The following is a 20,378-nucleotide window of genomic DNA, read 5'->3' on the forward strand; positions in this document are numbered from 1 at the left end:
CGATGACCGACCGCCACGCCAACCGAAATGATTTGTTAAATGTCTTCGCCGGGATTGCCGGTGAGTTCGATCAGGTCAAACGCCAGATCGATCGCCGGGAAAGTGTCCTCAAGGCTCAGCTGAGGAAGCTTAATGACGCACGCAAGACTTCGCCTTGGCGTGAAAGCCCGCTTGAGCAGCGTCACCCGTTGCAGGACATGGCTGAGCGCTGTCAGCAGGGGCTCGACAGTCAGCTTGATGCCTGGATCAGGAACGTCGAAAACTATGAGCGCAATACTTCGTTTCGCAAGGATTTCGATGACTCGCTACTGATCTTTGTCTACGGCAAGGTCAAAGCTGGAAAATCCTCCCTGGGGAATTATCTCGCCTACGGGAACTCTGCTCCGGACGCGGCCTTGATCGACAGCGCTTCCCCTCGCCCCGAGTTTTTCTGGCGCGAAAGTACCGGGACTGCGGAAACCATGTCGGCAGAGTTGATGAGCAAGCAGCGATGCTTTGGCGTCGACGTGGTGGAAGCGACCAGCTCAATCCAGGGTTTCAGGTTGCCGGGTATGACCTGGGTCGATTCCCCTGGGGTTCACTCGGTCAACAGCGTCAACGGCCAGTTGGCCGACGACTATGTCGCGTGTGCCGACCTGATCGTATTCCTGAGCAACTCCAGCAGTCCTGGCCGGCACTCCGATATGAATGAGGTCGTCGGGTTGCTCCAGAAAAAGAAAAATCTCATGGTGCTTATCACTGGCAGTGATGTGATTGAGGAGGATGTTGATGACTTGGGTAACTTGGTTAACCAACGGGTAATGAAGGCGCGATCCGATCGTGATGACCAGATTGGTTACGTCGGGTCGGAGCTGGCCAAAATCGACCCATCAGCACAATCGCTCCTGAATCAAATCAATATTCACTCGATTTCGGTGCGTTATGCTGAGGAAGGTGGCCCCCAGGAGCAGGCGCAACGCTGGCAGGACAGTGGGCTGGCCGACTTCGCCGCAGATATTGGCAACATAGCCCGTTCCAGTGGGCTCGCCCTCAAGCGCCAGACACCCTTGAAGAATCTGCAGGCGTTCTGCCTCAAGCTGGCCGAATCGACGGATCAGCTGGAAAAAGAGCTGGTTGATATCAGAACAGGGCTGAACGCCGCGCGTAAGGACCTGAAACTGAGCGTCGATCATATTCTGAGCCAGCTCAGAAAAGAATTACCGGGTCAGATCGAAAAGTATGCCGATCAATATGCGATGAACGACCAGGCTTTCTCTGAAGCCTGCCGTAAGTTGCTCGATCATGCTTTCCAGTATTACGCCAGCGAACTGTGTGATTCGATTGGCCAGAAATTCGAAAACATTGAAATTCACGACCAAGCGGTTGGACCTGTCGCCCGAGAGGCCCCCCAGTTTTCAGAGCGCGTTGAAAAAATCAAATTCGACTCCCGCCGCAATGAGTCATTCGGCAGGGCGGGCGGGGCAGGTTTCGGTGCCTGGGGGGGCGCTGAAGGTGGGGCAGCTCTAGGCACTTTGATCATGCCAGGTGTGGGGACGGTCATCGGTGGCCTGATCGGTGGCGCACTTGGAGCCTGGGCGGGAAACAAGGCTGGGGGCGCGGCGGGAGAATACTTCAATACCAGTGAAGAAATCGAAGTGGCTGTGGGCGACAACCGCGACGAAGTTTCACTGGGGACCCGCGAACAGTTGCTTGAGCTTGCCGAGAACCGGCTGAATGTCCTGTATGAGCAACTGGACCAATTGTGCTTTATCGACATTGCCGACTGGTTGAAAAACTTCCACAGCGCATTAAAAGAGATGCGCCAGCACACGCTTACTCAAATTCAGGAAATCGAAAAGGAGCTGTCCCATGGCATTGCCTGACTTCGCACGGGTTATCCACACCTATGAACGGGTCAGCACCCCGCTGGGCCGTTGGCTGTCCGAACAACAACGTGATGAGCTGGGAGCCCGGTTGCAGACCAAGGCTGAGCAGTTACACCCTCGAATCATGGTCTACGGCAACTACAACGCTGGCAAAAGTACCCTGCTCAATGCCTTGATGGGGCGGGCAGATGCCAAGATGGCGGATCGACCGGAAACGGCCGCGGTAACTGAGTACCGCTGGGGCAATTACACGCTGCTCGACACACCTGGTATCGACGCGCCGATCGAGCATGAAGAGGTGGCTGAGAACCAGCTGCAAAATAGCGAAGTTGTGTTGTTCGTGGTCGCTGCAGGCGGTGCCACCGACGAAGCGAAAACCTGGGAGCGGCTGGTCGATATCGTCGCTTCAGAGCGCCGGTTAATGCTCATCGTCAACAACAAGGCAGGTATTACGGTCGGCGATCGCGATTATGTCGGCATCACCGATCGCCTGCGCATTCATCTGCAGCGTGCGGCGAGCGAGCGCGGTATTGAAAACATTCTGGACAAGGTCCCGGTGCAATGGGTCAATGCCAGAAGCGCCCTCAAAGGACGACTCGAAGACAAGGCGCCGCTGGTAAGCGCCAGCGGCATTCTTGACTTGGAGGAGGCGCTGGGTGACTTCCTTGAGCAAAGCGACACCGGGACAATCTTCAAGGCTTGTCGCAAAGACCTGGTGGTTGCGATCGAACAAGCCAATTTGCGGTTGGTGCAGGCCGGCAATGACCGTCAGGCTGAAGCGCTGACGAAAGCCAAACTGCAGATTGAAAACGAGCGCAGCCGTCTGACTGCATGCCTAAACGATCACCTGGATCGCGATTGTCGTAGCGCAAAGCAGGCAATTGTCAGTCTGATTACTTCAGTAGCAGAAGGACAAGTCAGGGGTGACACCAACCAGGCGATGGAAGAGGGGGCGGCAGAAGTTGTCCAGTCTCTGGGCGACAAACTGATGCGCACGCTGGAGTACGAGCTGCCCAAGACTCAGCAGAGCCTCGGTGAAATCGGTGAGAAACTGGCCGAGTCCACTCTCCGACACGCTGACGCCATGCTGAATGCGGATCTGGATGCGCCGCAGGATGCTGGTGAAAGCATCCTGTCGCCAGCCATCAAGGATGCCTTGAAGAAAGTCCCCATGGGTAATGTCAAGGACATGACTGAACAGGGAGTGAAAGCGGCACTGGAGCTAGGAAAAGAGTTTCTGCCCAAACTGTTCAAAGGTATTGGCCCCAAGACCATGGGACGCTGGGCCAGTACAGCGGGTCGCTGGGCGGGGCCTTTGGTACAGGTCGGCGTGGCGTTGTACGACATCTACCAGGCTATTCGTACAGAGAATGCGGAGAAGGCAGCGCAAGCTCGTCGTACCAAAGCCATCGACGACTCTGCCAGTTCGTTTGTCCACGATTTGCGTCAGGCCTACCAGTTCCAAATCACTCTGGTGGTTGAGCAGGTGTTCAAACCTATGGATGAGTGGATCGACGCGCAAAGCCAGGCTCTGGTGCAACAAGACAAGGCCGCAGAGAACGATAGAATTCTGTTCGAACAGGCACTGATTGAACTGCGCCCGCAAGACTGATCTGGTCCTTAACGCATCTCATCTCAACATTCGCTCCGGACATAGGACGGGGCGAATGCTTCCAGAGTGCCCAGAGTCACGCCTATTATTCTTCCCTCTCGGAGGTTCAATTAATTCGTGATGCAGTGCGTCACGAATTAAAATGCCGGGTTGAGTCACTCATAAAGCCAAGGCTTCAACTCATCCAGATTCCTCACCACGATCTGCTGCGCCGCCGCTTTGGGGTCGAGCTTTTTCGGATCGATTTGAAAACGCTGCAACACATACTTGACCAAGGCGCGGCGTGTCGGAATGATCAGCACGCCATCCTCCATGCCGAAATCGGCTTCGATGATTGCCTTCTGTTCTGGTTTGAGCCTTGAGTCGGGTTCTATGATCACGGCTACCTTGGTGTTCCAGTCTTCATCCTCGTCGATGAGGTTCTCGGTCTTGCGTTCGTACTCAGGTTTGCCGCGCAGGCGACTCAGCACAAAATCTCGGTATTCACGATTCTTCTCGCAATACGCCCGCACATGCCAACGCATACCGGTGTAAATCAGTGTGTGTGGTGCAATCAAGCGAGTTTCTGGAACCGGGTTAGCGAGTGAAACGTACTCGACTTCAATAACCTCGCTGTCGCGGCATGCCTTAAGCAATGGGCGCAACACTTCAGGTCGAATTGTCCGGTCAGGCACCTCCAGCACCATGGTGTGGGCATACGCCAAGGCCAACCCTTCCACATGCGGCGCACGGGAATGGGTCTGGTTCAGCAGGTGCAGATAAGCGCTGGCGCTGTCGTCGATGAACAGTGGTTTGAACTGTTTGCTGGGGACATAGCCCTTCAGCTGCTTGTCATATGTAAGGTTTTTAGGCGCATGTTCGGTGATGTAAGTGTTGATGTCTTTAGACGCCTGCTGACGACTGATCCCGAAGCTCTGGATCAGATGCACCGTGGTCAGCCGGCCTTCCCACCAGGCGACGGTCTCGATCAAGCGATAACGAAGTGCCAAATCCCAACGAACCTGCTTGATGTCTTGATTGCGTTTCATGACAGCTCCATATGCGTGAATACTTTACCTGTATAAGTCTACATTCTATACCTGTCGTAAAACACTACATATCCTTGATCTGTCTTCGAGCTCAATCGAACTCACTAAAGGATGTGGACATGACAATGTCGGATGCTGTTTCGACAGGTGCATTGGTGATGATGGGAGCAATCCTGCTGACGCTTGTGCTGCAGTGCCTGAGGTTGCGGGAGCTCTGGAAAATGGCTCTTGGCTGTCAAAAGGGCACGCGCTGGGCAAGGATTTTGGATATGGAAAACTGGGAGCTGCGCTCGGCGCTGCGCGCTGAGAAAGCGCACATCGAGCAGCTGCAAAGAAAGCTGGTGATTTTGCAGGAATTGATCCCAGCAGAGGGATAAGGGCGAAGGATATGAACAGACTTGAACGGATCAAAGGTTGCCTACTGGGCGGTGCAGTCGGCGATGCGTTGGGCGCCACGGTGGAGTTCCTCGAATGGCCTGCAATCGAAGCTAAATTCGGTTCGCAGGGTATCGTTGATTTTGCCCCTACTTTCGGTATCTCCGGTGTCATCACCGACAACACGCAGATGATGCTATTCACGGCCGAAGGCTTGCTGCGGGCTTATGTGAGAAGTAGTTCACGAGGGATTTGCCATGTTCCCAGCATTATCCACCATGCGTTGCTGCGCTGGCTGATGACCCAGAATTACCCTCCTGCGATACTAGTCAGCAGGGACGGGTGGTTGATCGAACAGCGAGAACTCTGGTCTTGTCGCGCCCCTGGCACCACATGTCTCACGGCCCTCAAGGCCACCCAGCGGCTTGGTGCTGTCGCCGAGAACAACAGCAAGGGCTGCGGCGCCTTGATGCGCGTTGCTCCCTGTGCATTCTTTGCTAACGCCTTTGACTACGCTGCCCAGTCAGGGCGCCTTACTCACGGGCACCCTACAGGCTACCTGACGGCAGGGCTGTTCGCTGACATCCTCCAGCGGATGGTCAGGGAGGACAGTCTCGAACATGCAGTTAGCGAAAGCCTGGCCAAATATGGGCAAAAGCCCGGCATGGAAGAAGCTCGCAGCCTTATCGAGCGTGTGCTGTTTTTCTTCTATGAAGGCTACAAGCCCACCCCGCAACGCATCGGCGAACTCGGTGGCGGTTGGGTCGCTGAAGAAGCGCTGGCAATTGGCCTCTGGTGTGCCCTGACGGCGAGCTCGTTCGAGGATGGCGTCATAACAGCGGTGAATCACGGTGGCAACAGCGACGGTTCCGGACTGATCACTGGACACATACTTGGTGTTCAGTATGGCGCTGCGGCGATTCCTGCTCGGTGGTATGGACAATTGGAACTGCGCGAAGTGATTGCGCAGATTGCCGAGGATATTGAGCGCGTTCCGCGTGATTACTGTGGGTATGGCGGAGAGTTCGATCAGCTGATCGAGCAGATGTATCCCGGCGGGTGAGGGAACTGATGGCGACGCATTTTCATTTCGCCACTGAGCTATTCGCAGCGTAGGCTTACCAAAGCAAACTCGCTAGGCTGCCCTTTGAAGCCATTTTGAAGTGGCGCAGGCATTTGTCAGGCATTAATCCTGAGAAACAGCTTTAACCTTATTAAAACCGACAAAAACGGCTAATATCAGCACGTTTTTTTATCGGCAGATTTAGCTATGACTGATCGTTGGCACAGTGTTGATGAAATTGCCGAACACCTCGGCGTCAGCAAGGACACCGTTTATGCATGGATTGCCAAACGCAGCATGCCAGCCCACAAGGTCGGTCGGTTGTGGAAGTTCCAGAAGGTTGAGGTGGATACCTGGGTCAAAGCTGGCGGAGCCAGTGACGAATCGCAGCAGGCGCGAAGTGATGGCTGAGCGTTATCGTCTTTCTTTCACCACGGGTGGCCTGTTTTTGCAGGAAGCACCGCTGGTTGTGGAGCGCTATCTAACGCTGCGTGATTGGAAGCAAACACGGGAGCAGGTGCGTGGTGAGAACCTGTTGCAAGTTCGTACAGCGGCTGCTGCGACACGTATCAGTAAGGAGTTGATCGCGCGTCTGGAGCTTTTGGATCCAGAGGAGCTGGAGTTTTTGGTGGATGGCAGCCTGCGGGAGCAAGGCTACCTTCTGTGGGCTGCAACTTGCCGGCGCTATGCGTTCATCCGCGACTTCGCTCGCGAAGTTCTGCGCGAGCATTACCTGCTTATGCGCCGCCAACTCACGACAAGCGATTACGATGCCTTCTGCAATGCCAAAGCTTTGTGGCATGCCGAGCTGGATGAACTGGCTGCGTCCACGCATAGCAAATTGCGACAAAACCTGTTCCGCATGTTGCGGGATGCCGACTTGATCAGCGCACAGCACCAGATTCAGCCTGTGTTGATAACTCCAGCGCTGGCCCATTTACTGGTTCGCCACGATAACGAGCAATTGCTGATATTCCCGGCAACTGACCATGAACTTAAAAGGTGGCTGCAATGAGCCAAAAAATCAGTCAGCAGCCGCTGGCAGCCCGCTTTGAACACCTATTGAACGTCATGAGCGGTCAACGCTTTCTGGAAATGAAAGGGCTGAATAATGATCTGCCGTTCTACATCTGCGAATTCAAGGCGGCTGAAGCCTTTGAGATACAACGCATGCAGCGGCAACTGGTCAACACGTTGGCCGGTCTGCGTATCGATTGTTTGCAGGGGCGTGGTGTAAAGGTATTGGAAGTCAGCCTGTACGACCTGACCATCGACTTGCTAAAGGCTCGTGAGGGCAGTGACGAAGGTGTCAGCTTGTGGGAACAGATCCGGGCGGTTGAGCCCGATGTGGAAAAAGAAGGTCTGCTGGAACTTTTGCAGGGTGTATTGGATATCAAGGAACACCTGGTCCCGGCTATTGGCGAACGTATTGCTCAGGCGGATTACGACGTGCTTTTCCTCTCCGGCATCGGTGAAGTGTTCCCCTATATTCGCTCGCACAACGTACTCAACAATCTGCAAAGCACGGCCAAGGACAAACCCACGGTGATGTTCTTCCCCGGTGAGTATCGGCATTCGCTGGAACAAGGCGCGTCACTGGAGCTGTTCGGTCTGCTGCACGATGACAAGTACTACCGTGCATTCAATATTTTCGAGTCTCAGGTGTAAGGAAGCAGTCGATGAAACTCAACGGAATTTTCAAGAGCCCAGTCAGTCGCCCGATTGAGGGCGTCATCAAGGCCGACGACGAAGCTAGCTTGTTCAACGAGCTCAGTGAATACGTCCTGACTGACGAAGTCGCCAAGCGTCTGGAGCACTTCCTCGATGCCTATACCGACTACCACCATGCCAATGGCGTCTGGGTCTCCGGCTTCTTCGGCTCGGGTAAGTCGCACCTGCTGAAAATGCTCGCCCTGCTGCTGGAAAATCGCCAGGTCGACGGCAGTACTGCATTGGACATCTTCCTACCCAAGATCAAGGATGACGACGAGCTGTTGCGCGCCCAGCTCAAGAAAGCTGTCGCCATCCCCTCGAAAAGCATCCTGTTCAACATCGACCAGAAGGCCGACATCATCAGCAAGACCCAGGTCGACGCCTTGCTTTCTGTGTTCGTCAAAGTCTTCAACGAGATGTGTGGTTATTACGGCAAGCAGGGCTACATTGCCCAGTTTGAACGCGACCTGGACAGTCGCGAACTGTTCCAACCGTTCAAGGAAGCCTACCAGAGCATCGCCAATAAGCCCTGGGAGCGTGGTCGCGAGCAGGCGCTGCTGGAGACAGGCAACATCGCCAAGGCCTACGCCCAGATCACCGACGAAGACCTGGCGCTGGCCAAGGGCATCCTCGATAAATACCGCGCTCAACACAGCGTTTCCATTGAAGACTTCGGCAATCAGGTCAAGGAGTGGCTGGACAAACAGCCGCCCAACTTCCGCCTGAATTTCTTTGTCGATGAGGTCGGTCAGTACATTGCCGACAACACCAAGCTCATGACCAACCTGCAAACCGTGGCTGAAAGTTTGGCCACCAAGTGCCAGGGCCGGGCATGGGTATTTGTCACCGCACAGGAGGATATGGACTCTGTGATGGGCGACATGAGCAAGCAACAAAGCAACGACTTCACCAAGATCCAGGCGCGCTTTGCCAACCGTCTCAAGCTCACCAGCGCCGACGTGGCCGAGGTGATCCAGAAACGCTTGCTGACCAAGAACGATTCCGGTGCCGAGCTGCTGAAAACCGTCTACAACCAGCAGCTCAACAACTTCAAAACTCTGTTCGACTTTGCCGACGGTGGACAGCACTACCAGAACTTCCGCGATCTGGAGCACTTCACCTACTGCTACCCCTTCGTGCCCTACCAGTTCCCGCTTTTCCAGTCGGCCATTCGTGGCATATCCATGCACAACGGCTTTGAGGGCAAGGCCAACTCGGTGGGCGAACGCTCCATGCTCGGTGTATTCCGCGAAGTGGCCATGGCTATCGACAGCGAGCCAGTGGGCCAGCTGGCCACCTTCGATCGGATGTTCGAAGGCATTCGCGGCGCGCTGAAAAGCGCTATTCAAAGCGCTATCAACAATGCCGAGCGGCACCTTGGCGACCCATACGCGGTGCGCGTGCTCAAAGCATTGTTCTTGGTCAAGTACGTCAAGGAGTTCAAGGCCACTCTGCGCAATCTCAATGTACTGATGCTAGAGCGTTTTGGCGAAGACATTCCAGCCCAACGCAAGAAGCTGGAAGCGGCACTCAACTTGCTGGAGCAGCAAACCTACATCCAACGCAATGGCGAGCTCTACGAGTACCTGACCGACGAAGAGAAGGACATCGAAGAAGAGATCAAAAACACAGAGATCGAAACTGCCGATGTCATCAAGGAGCTGGAAACCCTGCTGTTTGATGGTGTGGTCAAGCAGCGCAAGGTCCGCTATGAAAACGGCCAGGACTACGCCTATACGCGCAAAATGGACGACCGTTCGCTCAGTCGTGAGTTTGAGTTGGCCATCCACATTGTCACTCCGCTTAGTGACAACTTCGATAACCTCACGGTGCAGCGTATGCAGAGTATGGGACGTGATGAGCTGCGCGTGGTGCTGCCGGCTGATGCCCGGTTCATGCAGGATCTCACCCTGCACAAGCGCACTGAGAAATACATCCGACAGAACAGCAGCACCCAGCAGGAAGCGGTCAAACGCATCATCGACGCCAAGGGTTTCCAGAACAACGAACGTCTGGCCGAGCTGCAGGATCGTGCCAAGGAGCTGCTCGGCAAAGCGCACTTGATAATTAACGCCGCCGACGTGGAGGCCACCAGCAGCGACGGTCAGGCCCGTATTCTCAAAGGCTTCTACCAGCTGATTGAAACTACTTATCCGAACCTGCGCATGCTGCGCGATGTGCCGTTCAACGAGAATGACATCGGCAAATACTTGCGCCAGGCCCAGGACGGTCTACTCGGCAACGACGCTACTAGCCTGACCGAGCCCGAGCAGGAACTACTGGCCTATATCCAGAGCAATGCTCGCAGCGGTGTGCGCACCACGGTCAAAACCCTATTGGAGCGCTTCGAGCGCAAGAACTACGGTTGGTACTACGCGGCCATCCTCTGCAACCTCGCGCTGCTTTGCGCACGCGGCAAAGCGGAGGTGCGGCAAGACAGCAACCTGCTGGAAGGCGACAACCTAGAGCGCAGCTTGCGCAACACCAACGCTCACACCACCTTGGTGCTGGAGCCGCAAATCGAGTTCAGTGCCTCCCAGGTTCGCCATCTCAAAGAGTTCTTTGCCGACTTTTTCGACCGTCCCGCCAGCTGCAACGAAGCCCGCGCTCTGGCACGTGAAACCATCGACGCCATCAAAGAACTGGAGATTGATTTAGCCGACCTGCATGGGCAAAAAGCCTTGTATGGCTTCCTCAGCGTGCTGGATGGCGTGATGGCTACTCTCAAGGAAATCGCCGGCAAAAACGCCAGCTGGTTCCTTACCGAACTGTCCCGCGCCTCCGATGCCATGCTCGACACCAAAGAGCAGATCATTGAGCCGCTACGTCGCTTCATGGGTAGTCCGCAAAAAGCTATTTACGATCAGGCTCGCCAACTGGTGCAGGAGCAGGAAGACAATTTCGCCTATGTTGCCACGGGGGAGGTTGAAGCCATCAAGGCATTACTCACCGAGAATAAACCTTGGCAAGGCAACCGCCTGCAGCAGGCCAAACCGCAACTGGAGGCCCTGCAACAAGCCATTGCTAACCAGCTAACCAGCGAGAAGGCTACCGCAGTCAGCCGGCTTGCCGAGTTGGAGCAGCGTCTGCAGGGGAGCAACGAGTACGGCAGTCTTAAGCCTGAGCAGCAGGCTCAGCTCGCTGTGCCGTTTGTTGAAGCTCAGCAGTCAATGCAAGGGCAGAAGCGTATCGCCATGATCCGCGATCAGTTGCGTGCCTTCGAGGACAACCAATACGCACAGTTACTGCTCAAATTAGAGCGACTGGCTCGTCCGCAACCGGTACCAGATCCAATCCCACCCTTTTCTCCGCCACCAGCGGGAAATCAGGACATCGATTATCCGCCGCCACCAAGCACAGAACCACCCAAAGTGGCCGAACCGCGCTTGGTGCCCGCACGATCTATTACGGTGGGTTACAGCAAGCCTTGGCTGGCCAGTGAATCCGAGTTGGATGATTACTTACGACAGCTGCGCGAAGCTTGGCTGAAGGAAATCCAAGCAGGCAACCGCGTACAGATTTGAAACGGACAAGTGCCCCGATCATTTTCGTGAAACCACACAAATGATCGAGCAGGCCCATAAAGAGAAGAATGATGGAAACCACCAAACTCAAGAAGTTCGCCCAGCACACACGTCGCCTGCTCTTGGAGCAAGTGGGCGCCAAGCTCTCCCTAGTGCTATATGCAAGCAGTGCTGCCCGCCGTGAGAGTCCGCAAGCCGTTGCCCAGCTGGAAAAACAAATCGCCGCGAACGGCCGTGAGCAGCTCATCGACAAGGTCGCCTACACCTGGTTCAACCGCTTCTGCGCCCTTCGCTTTATGGATGTAAACGGTTACACCCGTATCCGCGTGGTATCGCCCGCTGATGAAGGCCAGTTCCAGCCTGAAATACTGGCTGAAGCCAAAGCAGGACATATCGACGATGAGCGCGTGCCCGAGAAAGTCCGCCAGCAGATCCAGGCTCTGCTTAGCGGTAACGCCCCTAGCCACGATCCGCAGCAGGAAGCCTATCGTCTGCTGGTAGTGGCCGAGTGCAACGCCTTCCACAGCGCCATGCCTTACCTGTTCGAGCGCATTGCCGACTACACCGAATTGCTGATGCCGGATGACCTGCTCTCGGGCAACTCCATCCTGGCCTACACCCGCGAAGCCATGACCCCTGATACCTGCCAGGACGTGGAAGTCATCGGCTGGCTGTACCAATTCTACATCTCCGAGAAAAAGGACTCGGTATTTGAGGGTCTGAAGAAAAATCAGAAGATCACGGCAGAAGATATTCCCGCAGCTACCCAGCTGTTCACCCCGCACTGGATCGTGCGCTACCTGGTGGAAAACTCTCTCGGCCGTCTGTGGATGCTCAACCATCCTAACTCGGCACTTGCCAGGCAGATGGATTACTACATCAAGCCCGAGGCTGCAGAAACCGACTTCCTCAAGATCGATTGCCCCGAAGACATCAAGGTCTGCGATCCGGCCTGCGGCTCCGGTCACATGCTCACCTATGCCTTCGATCTGCTCTATGCCATTTACGAAGAGATGGGCACTGACCCTAGCGAAATCCCGGAAAAAATTCTTACCCACAACCTCTACGGCATCGAGTTGGATGAGCGCGCAGGGGAGCTAGCCGCTTTTGCACTGACCATGAAAGCCCGCGCCAAGCAGCGCCGCTTTTTCAACAAGGCCATCGAGCCAAATATCTGCGTGATGGAAAAAGTGGTGTTCAGCCATGACGAGCTGGATGAATACATCACGGCCGTAGGGCGTGACCTGTTCACTCTTGACCTGCGTGAAACCCTCAAGCAGTTTGAGGAGGCCGATAACTTTGGCTCGCTGATCCGTCCCAAACTCAGCAGCGTGCAAAACGTGTTGCCCGTGCTGGAGGCTAAGGACATGGCAGGCAGTCTGTTCCTTGCTGGCACCCACGCTAAAGTGCTGCAGGTGCTACGAATGACCGACTACCTGAGCCCGCGTTATGCGGTGGTAGTTGCCAACCCTCCGTACAAGAAAAAGGCAGATCTAAATGAGTCATTGCAAAGCTGGCTCGATGTTGAATACGTCGAGGGTAAATACGACCTTTATCAGGCGTTTATCCTAAGAAGTCTGAAGCTGGTTTTAGCAAAGTCATATGTTGGCATGATCACGATGCAGGGTTGGATGTTCGCGCCTAGATATGAGGCGGTTAGATCTGTGATTTTATCTAGGTCAACAATCTGCACGATGGCCCAGCTTGGAGAGCGCGCATTTGACTCTATTGGTGGGGAGGTCGTTTCGACTACTGCATTCGTCTTGAGTAGCGCGGCCAATGAAGACTTCAAAGGAGAGTTTATAAAGCTGACTGAAGGCCAGTCTGAGGCCGAAAAGGATGCTGATCTTTTGAAGGCGATTCAAGTCCCTCAAAGCAAAATACGCTATCGGGTTTCGTCGGAGCAATTTGAAAAAATCCCAGGATGTCCGATAGTTTTTTGGGCATCTGAAAGGATGAGGAATTTATTCACAAGCTATCCTTCGATTTCCAAGGAGATCATCACGAGGGAAGGGCTCGCGACTGGTAGTAATGCCACGTTCTTACGGGAGTGGCATGAGGCGAGCGTGATGAATGTCGGTTTTAACATTAAAAGTGACGCCGAGGCTAAAACATCTGAAAAAAGATGGTTTCCTTATGTGAAGGGTGGTGGCTCTAGGCGTTGGTATGGTAATTCAGAGCATTTTGTAAATTGGTTTGATGATGGCCGTGAGCTTAAAAATTTCAAGGATGAAAAGACAGGGCGTATCCGCTCTCATAACTACAACGGTGAGTATGGCTTTCGTGAGGGGTTCACTTGGTCTGGCATTTCGAGCAGCGACTTTGCTGTTCGTGTGGTTCCGTGTGGTTTTATGTTTGATGCCAAAGGGCCAATGGGTTTCGTCAGTCAGTCAAGTAAAACGGAGGCCGTAGAGGCATTTCTGAATAGTCGTGTATGCAGCTTCCTACTAAGAATGCTTGCTCCTACGCTTGATTTTAAACTCACCCACGTGCTTAGTTTACCGTTCAAAAAGCCAGACGATGAGCAGTTGAATGATCGGGTTCGGCGCAGTGTGCTAGCCGCAAAGTCCGACTGGGACTCCTACGAAACCTCCTGGGACTTCACAGTTCTGCCATTGCTACACCCCGGCCACCGGCAGTCCACCCTACAAGCCGCTTATCAACAACTCCACTCTCACTGGCGCGAGATGATGCTAGAAATGCAGCGCCTCGAAGAAGAAAACAACCGTATCTTTATCGAGGCTTATAGTCTGCAGGATGAACTGACACCCGAGGTGTCGCTCAAGGAAGTCACCCTCACATGCAACCCACACTACCGCTACGGTGGTGACAAGTCAGGGGAGGAGTTGGGTGCGCAGCTGTTGGCCGATACGATGCGCGAGTTTTTGTCCTACGCCGTGGGCTGTATGTTTGGCCGCTACAGCCTGGACAATCCAGGGCTGGTGCTGGCCAACCAGGGCGACACACTGGCTGAGTATTTGCGCCAGATCCCCGAGCCGAGTTTTATGCCGGACGAAGACAACGTGATCCCGCTGCTGGATGGCGAGTGGTTTGCTGACGATGTGACCGAGCGTTTCCGCACCTTTTTACGCGTTACCTTCGGCGTGGAGCACTACGAGGACAACCTAGCCTTTATTGAGGCATCGCTGGGCAAGGACGTGCGCAAGTACTTTATCAAGGACTTCTACGCCGACCATGTGAAACGCTACAAGAAGCGCCCGATCTACTGGTTGTTCGCCAGCCCTAAAGGCACCTTCAGTGCGCTGATCTACCTGCATCGCTACCGCACCGACACAGCGAGTGTGGTGCTGCAATACCTGCGCGACTTCCGCAAAAAACTGGCTGCACGGCTGGACCACCTCCAACAAATCGGCATCAGCACCAGCGCCAGCCAAGGTGAAAAGACCCGCGCCCTCAAGGAAATTGAACCGCTCAAAAAGCAACTACTGGAGCTGGACGACTACGAGCGTGACACCCTCTACCCGCTGGCTACTAAACAAGTGCCGCTGAATCTGGATGACGGCGTCAAAGTAAACTACCTCAAGCTCGGCTCGGCGCTGAAAAAGATCGTCGGGCTAGATGCCAAGGGGGATGAATGAAGCATAACAAGGAGCAGATACAATGCTGATTCAGTCCATCCAACTGAACAATTTTTTGAGCTTCGGCGCGTTCTCTACCGTCATCCCGCTGGGGCCGTTGAATGTCATCATTGGGCCTAATGGTTCGGGTAAGTCCAACCAGCTCGAGTCAATCGAATTGTCGAAACGCTGCAGGCTCGGATTGGGAATGCATAAACATGAGTAACCCCAAAATCACCCAGGCCCTGAGTAACCTGTTCGACAAGCAGCGCATAGTGTTCTGGTATGACACGCGCCTGGAGTTTCGCGCTGATTTCGAGACGCTGGAGTTGCCGGATGTCGAGAAAGTCGAGCTGGCTAACAATGAGTTTGGCGTGAAATACCGCCTCCTGCGAGAGCAACCGGAACAGAAGTTTCTGATCTACCGTGAAGGTACTGAGCCTTCGCATTTGCACAATTGGCTGTTGGATGTGCAGCTTGCCAGTGGCAATTGCTTCCGTACCGATCAGGTTGCCTTGTGGCTGGCTGAGCTGGAGTTGGGACCGGACTGCTACCCACTTTTGGAAGCCCATGTGGCGTTTTTCGAATCCGCCAAGCGCCGTGAGGCCCTGAGCAAGTTACTTGAGCCGGGTGATTCGCAGAACCTGCTGCAACGCAAGATGCTCGCCGTGTGTGCCGGCAACGAGCCGCGCTTGGATGTGATTCTGGAAAGCCTGCTGGGTGATCTGGCCGCTGGCAAAGATGTGCGGATCAAGTTAATCGAAAGCAGCGGCTTGAATACCTATCTGTGGGAGCAGGTGAAGCGCGCCTATGGCTATAGCTCCGAGCAACCAGGGTTGCACGATTTCGTTATCGAGCTGTTTAAGGCTTGTTTCATGCTTGGGATCGACCCGGCTTACAAGGCGCGACTGTCCGCTGAGGCGCTGGTGTTCCTCAAACGCTGGAAGGACAGTCGTTCGCATGAGCAGAGTTTCGAGACACTGTCTGAGCAGTGCGCGGCGGTGCTGCAGATTGACGACAAGCTGCAAACTCTGGACTGGCGCAGCCTGCTGGAGCTGGATTATTTCGAGCTGATCGACCGCAAGATCCTCAGTGAGCTGGTACGTGCCGTGGTGGCCAGTACAGTCACCGCTGTGGAGGTTGAGCAGTGGGTACGCCAGCGCCGCCAGAGCCACTGGTTTGAGCGCTTCAAGGATGTGTACCTGGCGCTGGAGCATGCGGCGCAGTTCATCCAGGTGCTGGACATAACGCAGCTGCAAATGGAATCGCTGACTGATGGCGTGAAAAAGTACGCCAGCCAGTGGTTCAGGCTGGATCAGCGTTACCGCAAGTTCGTCTATCACCTGCGTGAATCCGGTCAGGCTTCGCTGCTGGGTGAGTTGGCTATGCAGGTCGAGAATCTGTACGGCAACAACTACCTGAGCCGTCTTAACGACCGCTGGCAGCAGCACGTGGATGCGGCGCAGCAGTGGGAGGCCGCGCCCGTAGTGCTGCAGCGCAATTTCTTCAGCCGCTATGTGCAGCCCTTTGTGGAGCGCAGAACTAAGGTGTGTGTGCTGATTTCCGATGCGTTCCGCTATGAGGTAGGCGAGGAGCTGCAAAGCCTGATTCGTCAGGAAGATCGCTTCGAGGCTGATCTGGAACCGATGCTGTCGATGCTGCCGAGTTATACCCAGCTGGGCATGGCGGCACTGCTACCCAACAGCAGCCTGCAACTGGCCGACAACGACAGTGGCGATGCCATAGTGGATGGTCAGAGCGCTCAAGGCTCGGTCAACCGGGGCAAGATTCTGGCGACCAGGGTGCCAGCATCTCAGGTGGTACGAGCCAAGGATCTACTGGCGATGAACCAGGCCGACTCTCGTGCCTTGCTGCGCGACAATGAGGTGGTTTACGTTTATCACAACCTGATCGACAAGACCGGCGACACCCGTGATACCGAAGAACGAGTGTTTGCGGCGGCCGAGGAAACGCTCAGTGAGCTAATCCGTCTGGTGAAGAAGCTGACCAACGCCAATGCCAGTAACCTGCTGATCACTGCCGATCATGGCTTCATCTATCAGAATCATCCGCTGCAGGAGAGCGATTTCCTCAGCGGTGAGCCAGAGGGCGATGAGGTCCTCTACCGCGACCGGCGTTTTGTACTGGGTCGTAGCTTGCGCGAAGGAGCCAGTTTTAAAACCTTCAACCCGGTGCAGCTAGGCCTGACGGGGACGCTTATGGTGCAGATTCCCAAATCCATCAACCGTCTGCGGCTGAAAGGCTCTGGTAGTCGCTTTGTGCACGGTGGTGCCACCCTGCAAGAGGTGGTGATCCCGGTCATCCGTATTAACAAGAAGCGCCAGAGCGATGTGGGTCGGGTGGGTGTGGAGTTCATCGGTGTCGGTGGTAAGACCATCACCACCGGGCAGTTGGCGGTGGTGCTCTATCAAACCGAGGCAGTGACCGAGAAACTGCAGTCGCGCCGGTTGCGTGCAGGTTTGTTCACGCTGGACGGTGAGCTGGTATCCGATCAGCATGAGCTGTTGTTCGACTTCAGCTCTGCTAACCCGCGTGAGCGGGAGTTGCCGGTACGCTTCATTCTCAGCCGCAAGGCCGATGAGGCGAACAATCAGCAGGTGGAGCTGCTCCTTGAAGAGACCGTGGAAGGCACTTCACACTTCACACGGTACAAAGCCGCGCGTTACTCCATTCGCCGCTCGTTCAGCAGCGAATTCGATTTTTAAGCAGGAGCTCCAATGAGTCAGCTCGACGACAAGATCAACCAGTACTTTGCCGGCCTGGTGGTGCGCAAAGACCTGGTCAAAGCGGTGAAGGGCAACGCCATTGTGCCGTCGTATGTGCTGGAGTACTTGCTGGGCCAATACTGCGCGACCAATGACGAGGCGACGATCCAGACCGGTATCGAGACGGTCAAGGAGATTCTGCGCAAGCACTATGTCCACCGAAACGAAGCAGGGCTGGTACGCTCGACCATCAAGGAGAAGGGGCGGCACAAGGTTATTGACCGTATTAGCGTCTCATTAAACGACAAGGATGACGTGTACGAGGCTGAGTTCGCCAACCTGGGCATCAAGAAGGTGCTGATCGACTCCAACACCGTCAAGGCCCACCAGAAGCTGCTGGTAGGTGGTGTTTGGTGCATTGCGGATGTGGAGTATGAATACACCGAGGATAAGTCTGCCTCACCTTGGATTCTGGCCTCGCTAAAGCCAATTCAGATTTCCCGCTTTGATTTCGACGGCTATCTGGAGGCGCGTAAGCAGTTCACCACTGATGAGTGGATTGACCTGCTGATACAGAGTGTAGGCTTCAATCCGCAGATGTTCGGCAAGCGCAATAAGCTCGCCCAGCTTATCCGCCTTATCCCGTTCTGCGAGCGCAATTACAACCTGATAGAGCTGGGGCCGAAGGGCACTGGCAAGTCGCACGTTTATTCCGAGTTCTCGCCCCACGGCATTCTTATCTCCGGTGGCGAAGTTACGGTTCCCAAGCTGTTCGTCCATAACGGCACAGGTAAGCTCGGCCTGGTGGGTTACTGGGATGTAGTGGCTTTCGATGAATTCGCCGGCAAGCAAAAGCGAGTGGACAAGGCTCTGGTGGACATCATGAAGAACTATATGGCCAACAAGTCGTTCTCACGGGGAGTGGAAACCTTGGGAGCAGAGGCCAGCATGGTGTTTGTGGGTAATACCGATCACACCGTGCCGTACATGCTTAAGCACACGGACCTGTTCGACCCGCTGCCGGAAAAGTTCCACGATTCAGCCTTTCTCGACCGCATTCACAGCTACATCCCCGGATGGGAAGTGGATGTCATCCGTGGCGAGATGTTCTCCAGTGGTTATGGCTTCGTGGTGGACTACCTGGCCGAGATCCTGCGCTCGCTTCGTAGTCATGACTACTCAGATCGCTACAAGGGACAGTTCACGCTATCCGACGATATTTCGACGCGCGACCGCGATGGCATCAACAAAACTTTTTCTGGTTTGATGAAGATCCTGTACCCGCATGACGAGGCGACAGACGCCGAAGTGGAAGACGTATTGCGCACAGCAATTGAAGGGCGCAAGCGGGTGAAGGATCAGTTGCTACGCATTGACGCGACCTATCCAGCAGTTCGCTTTGCCTACCAGGGTGCTGATGCTCAGGAGCGATTGGTGCGCACACTGGAAGAGGATGAGTACCCTAACCAGTACCATCGTCGGGGAGCGACTGAAGTTTCTGCTATCGATTTACCCCACGTCGGCACTGACCATTTGGCGCTTATCGAGGCAGCGCCAGCCAAGCAAAGGCCAATTTCACGCCCTATCAATCCAGTGTCTGTGGAGCCTGTGCTGAAAGAGCAGCATTTGGTCTTCCACGAAAATCAGCGAGGCCTGAGTTTTGACAAGTTGTTCAGTCCCTATCTGGTAGGTGCCAAGCGCATCATCATCACAGACCCCTATCTTCGTATGTTCCATCAGTTGCGCAATTTGATGGAACTGATGGAGACCATTAGCAAGCTGCAAGGTCCGGAAGATGAGGTGGTTGTTCATGTGGTGACCGTTGAAGATGATACAAATGGTGATCGCCAGACCGAAAGCCTGCAGAAGATCTCTGATGCTTGTACCGGTGTTGGCATCCAGTTCAGTTGGGCCTACGACACCAGCGGCACCAAGCATGATCGAGATATCACAACCGACACGGGTTGGAAGATAGTGCTTGGACGTGGCTTGGATGTTTTTCAACGCTTTGAGCTGAATGATGCCTTCAGCTTTGCGAATCGGCTCCAGCAGCATCGGCAGTGCAAAGAATTCAGTGTGACCTTTGTGCGGGTTGACCCGGCAGCTTGCTCGTAGGTTTACGGCGATTAGGCAGAGGCACTCTGATTGGTGTTCGCGGTACGAATAAAGAAAAAAGTTAGGTCAACTGTGGACGCCCTTAGGCGTGGGGAAGTCATAGTGTCGGCTGCAGCAGGAGCTGAGTACAACCGCTGGATTACGACAAAAAATAAGTGAGGGGAGTTTCCCTGCCGATGACTGCCCTAGCATCAGCCAAGGGCAGTCTATCGGGCAGTGTGAGCCTAGGCGTTATAGGTAACCTCGTTCAGCCAACGATACGCAGCCTTCGTGGCCTACAACGATATGATCCAGCGTCTTTGTGCCAATCATGTTGAGGGCGTTCTTGAGGGTGGTGGTCAGCGTGCGATCGGCCTGGCTGGGTTCGGGATCTCCAGAAGATGGTTATGCACCAGTACCACGGCTGCTGCGTTGTGCTCTAGGGCGATCTTGACCACTTCCCTTGGGTAAACGCTGGCCCCGTCCAGCGTGCCGCGAAACAGCTCCTGAAATCCGATAATCCGGTGCTTGGTGTCGAGCAGCAGAAGAGCAAAGACTTCGTGCTCATGGTACTGCAGCAGTGTTTGCAGGTGGCTGAAGACCTGCTTCGGCTCTGTCAGTGCCCGGCCTTTAGACAGGCGACTCATTGCCAGTTGTTGCGCCATACGTAGGATGTCAGCTTCGGTGACAGGGGAGTCCATGACATAGGTGCCGGTCGTTTCACCGGCTTGGAGTTTGTGATATTTCATTTGGGTCTTCCTATACGAGTGCGTGAGAACGAAGGGTTCTGAGAAACCCTG

General features: G+C 54.8%; 13 protein-coding genes and 1 pseudogene. 12 read left to right on the top strand and 2 right to left on the bottom strand.

What is annotated here, in order from left to right; genetic code table 11:
• The first annotated feature begins 2 nt into the window (after nt 1-2).
• Both HBO23_RS09930 and HBO23_RS09935 read left to right on the top strand, forming a co-directional pair.
• Nucleotides 3-1,862: a hypothetical protein gene (locus HBO23_RS09930; RefSeq protein ID WP_169864279.1), complete on the top strand. Its 1,860-nt coding sequence runs from the start codon at nt 3-5 to the stop codon at nt 1,860-1,862.
• Nucleotides 1,849-3,477: a GTPase gene (locus tag HBO23_RS09935; protein ID WP_169864281.1), complete on the top strand. Its 1,629-nt coding sequence runs from the start codon at nt 1,849-1,851 to the stop codon at nt 3,475-3,477. Before HBO23_RS09930 ends, HBO23_RS09935 begins: the two co-directional genes overlap by 14 nt.
• 155 nt (nt 3,478-3,632) lie before the next feature.
• Here the strand turns inward: HBO23_RS09935 and HBO23_RS09940 are convergent, their stop codons facing one another.
• The gene (locus tag HBO23_RS09940) at nt 3,633-4,505 is read right to left on the bottom strand and encodes a WYL domain-containing protein (RefSeq protein WP_170037966.1); all 873 of its coding nucleotides are present in this window, start codon (nt 4,503-4,505) and stop codon (nt 3,633-3,635) included.
• A 119-nt stretch (nt 4,506-4,624) separates the two neighbouring features.
• Between HBO23_RS09940 and HBO23_RS09945 the strand changes: the two genes are divergently transcribed.
• The 10 genes from HBO23_RS09945 (at nt 4,625) to brxL (ending at nt 19,599) form a co-directional block, all read left to right on the top strand.
• Nucleotides 4,625-4,882 carry a hypothetical protein gene (locus HBO23_RS09945; protein ID WP_169885060.1) on the top strand — a complete coding sequence of 86 codons (258 nt, stop codon included), beginning with the start codon at nt 4,625-4,627 and terminating at the stop codon, nt 4,880-4,882.
• An 11-nt stretch (nt 4,883-4,893) separates the two neighbouring features.
• A complete protein-coding gene (locus HBO23_RS09950; RefSeq protein WP_170037968.1) occupies nt 4,894-5,943 on the top strand; it encodes an ADP-ribosylglycohydrolase family protein in 1,050 nt (349 codons plus the stop codon).
• A gap of 207 nt (nt 5,944-6,150) precedes the next feature.
• Nucleotides 6,151-6,354: a helix-turn-helix domain-containing protein gene (locus HBO23_RS09955; RefSeq protein ID WP_010463602.1), complete on the top strand. Its 204-nt coding sequence runs from the start codon at nt 6,151-6,153 to the stop codon at nt 6,352-6,354.
• Nucleotides 6,347-6,958: a DUF1819 family protein gene (locus HBO23_RS09960; protein WP_169885065.1), complete on the top strand. Its 612-nt coding sequence runs from the start codon at nt 6,347-6,349 to the stop codon at nt 6,956-6,958. The genes HBO23_RS09955 and HBO23_RS09960 overlap by 8 nt, the downstream gene beginning before the upstream one ends.
• Nucleotides 6,955-7,611, top strand: coding sequence for a DUF1788 domain-containing protein (locus tag HBO23_RS09965; RefSeq protein WP_169885067.1), 657 nt, complete (start codon nt 6,955-6,957; stop codon nt 7,609-7,611). Before HBO23_RS09960 ends, HBO23_RS09965 begins: the two co-directional genes overlap by 4 nt.
• Nucleotides 7,612-7,622: 11 nt before the next feature.
• Nucleotides 7,623-11,180: a BREX system P-loop protein BrxC gene (gene brxC / locus HBO23_RS09970; RefSeq protein ID WP_170037970.1), complete on the top strand. Its 3,558-nt coding sequence runs from the start codon at nt 7,623-7,625 to the stop codon at nt 11,178-11,180.
• Between the two features lie 71 nt (nt 11,181-11,251).
• Complete coding sequence (gene pglX, locus HBO23_RS09975) at nt 11,252-14,779, top strand: BREX-1 system adenine-specific DNA-methyltransferase PglX (protein WP_170037972.1); 3,528 nt, start codon at nt 11,252-11,254, stop codon at nt 14,777-14,779.
• Nucleotides 14,780-14,801: 22 nt separating this feature from the next.
• Nucleotides 14,802-14,984 (top strand): AAA family ATPase, encoded by a 183-nt coding sequence (locus HBO23_RS09980; protein WP_198832883.1) that lies wholly within the window; start codon nt 14,802-14,804, stop codon nt 14,982-14,984.
• Nucleotides 14,977-17,484, top strand: a complete 2,508-nt coding sequence (pglZ, locus tag HBO23_RS09985; RefSeq protein WP_170037974.1) for a BREX-1 system phosphatase PglZ type A — start codon at nt 14,977-14,979, stop codon at nt 17,482-17,484. The genes HBO23_RS09980 and pglZ overlap by 8 nt, the downstream gene beginning before the upstream one ends.
• Before the next feature lie 12 nt (nt 17,485-17,496).
• On the top strand, nt 17,497-19,599 hold the full coding sequence (gene brxL, locus HBO23_RS09990) for a BREX system Lon protease-like protein BrxL (protein WP_170037976.1): 2,103 nt from the start codon (nt 17,497-17,499) through the stop codon (nt 19,597-19,599).
• A 231-nt stretch (nt 19,600-19,830) separates the two neighbouring features.
• Here brxL and radC read toward each other — a convergent pair.
• Nucleotides 19,831-20,327: pseudogene (gene radC / locus HBO23_RS09995) on the bottom strand (DNA repair protein RadC).
• Nucleotides 20,328-20,378 lie beyond the last annotated feature (51 nt).

It is taken from the genome of Pseudomonas sp. WS 5532, from assembly GCF_012985445.1.
Taxonomy (GTDB): Bacteria; Pseudomonadota; Gammaproteobacteria; order Pseudomonadales; family Pseudomonadaceae; genus Aquipseudomonas; species Aquipseudomonas edaphica.

Excerpts from the sequence above, each read along its gene's own strand:
- brxL (WP_170037976.1), top strand. The coding sequence starts at position 17,497 with ATGAGTCAGCTCGACGACAAGATCAACCAGTACTTTGCCGGCCTGGTG.
- HBO23_RS09930 (WP_169864279.1), top strand. The coding sequence starts at position 3 with ATGACCGACCGCCACGCCAACCGAAATGATTTGTTAAATGTCTTCGCC.
- HBO23_RS09955 (WP_010463602.1), top strand. The coding sequence starts at position 6,151 with ATGACTGATCGTTGGCACAGTGTTGATGAAATTGCCGAACACCTCGGC.
- pglX (WP_170037972.1), top strand. The coding sequence starts at position 11,252 with ATGGAAACCACCAAACTCAAGAAGTTCGCCCAGCACACACGTCGCCTG.
- HBO23_RS09960 (WP_169885065.1), top strand. The coding sequence starts at position 6,347 with ATGGCTGAGCGTTATCGTCTTTCTTTCACCACGGGTGGCCTGTTTTTG.
- brxC (WP_170037970.1), top strand. The coding sequence starts at position 7,623 with ATGAAACTCAACGGAATTTTCAAGAGCCCAGTCAGTCGCCCGATTGAG.
- pglZ (WP_170037974.1), top strand. The coding sequence starts at position 14,977 with ATGAGTAACCCCAAAATCACCCAGGCCCTGAGTAACCTGTTCGACAAG.
- HBO23_RS09940 (WP_170037966.1), bottom strand. The coding sequence starts at position 4,505 with ATGAAACGCAATCAAGACATCAAGCAGGTTCGTTGGGATTTGGCACTT.
- HBO23_RS09935 (WP_169864281.1), top strand. The coding sequence starts at position 1,849 with ATGGCATTGCCTGACTTCGCACGGGTTATCCACACCTATGAACGGGTC.
- HBO23_RS09980 (WP_198832883.1), top strand. The coding sequence starts at position 14,802 with ATGCTGATTCAGTCCATCCAACTGAACAATTTTTTGAGCTTCGGCGCG.
- HBO23_RS09945 (WP_169885060.1), top strand. The coding sequence starts at position 4,625 with ATGACAATGTCGGATGCTGTTTCGACAGGTGCATTGGTGATGATGGGA.
- HBO23_RS09950 (WP_170037968.1), top strand. The coding sequence starts at position 4,894 with ATGAACAGACTTGAACGGATCAAAGGTTGCCTACTGGGCGGTGCAGTC.
- HBO23_RS09965 (WP_169885067.1), top strand. The coding sequence starts at position 6,955 with ATGAGCCAAAAAATCAGTCAGCAGCCGCTGGCAGCCCGCTTTGAACAC.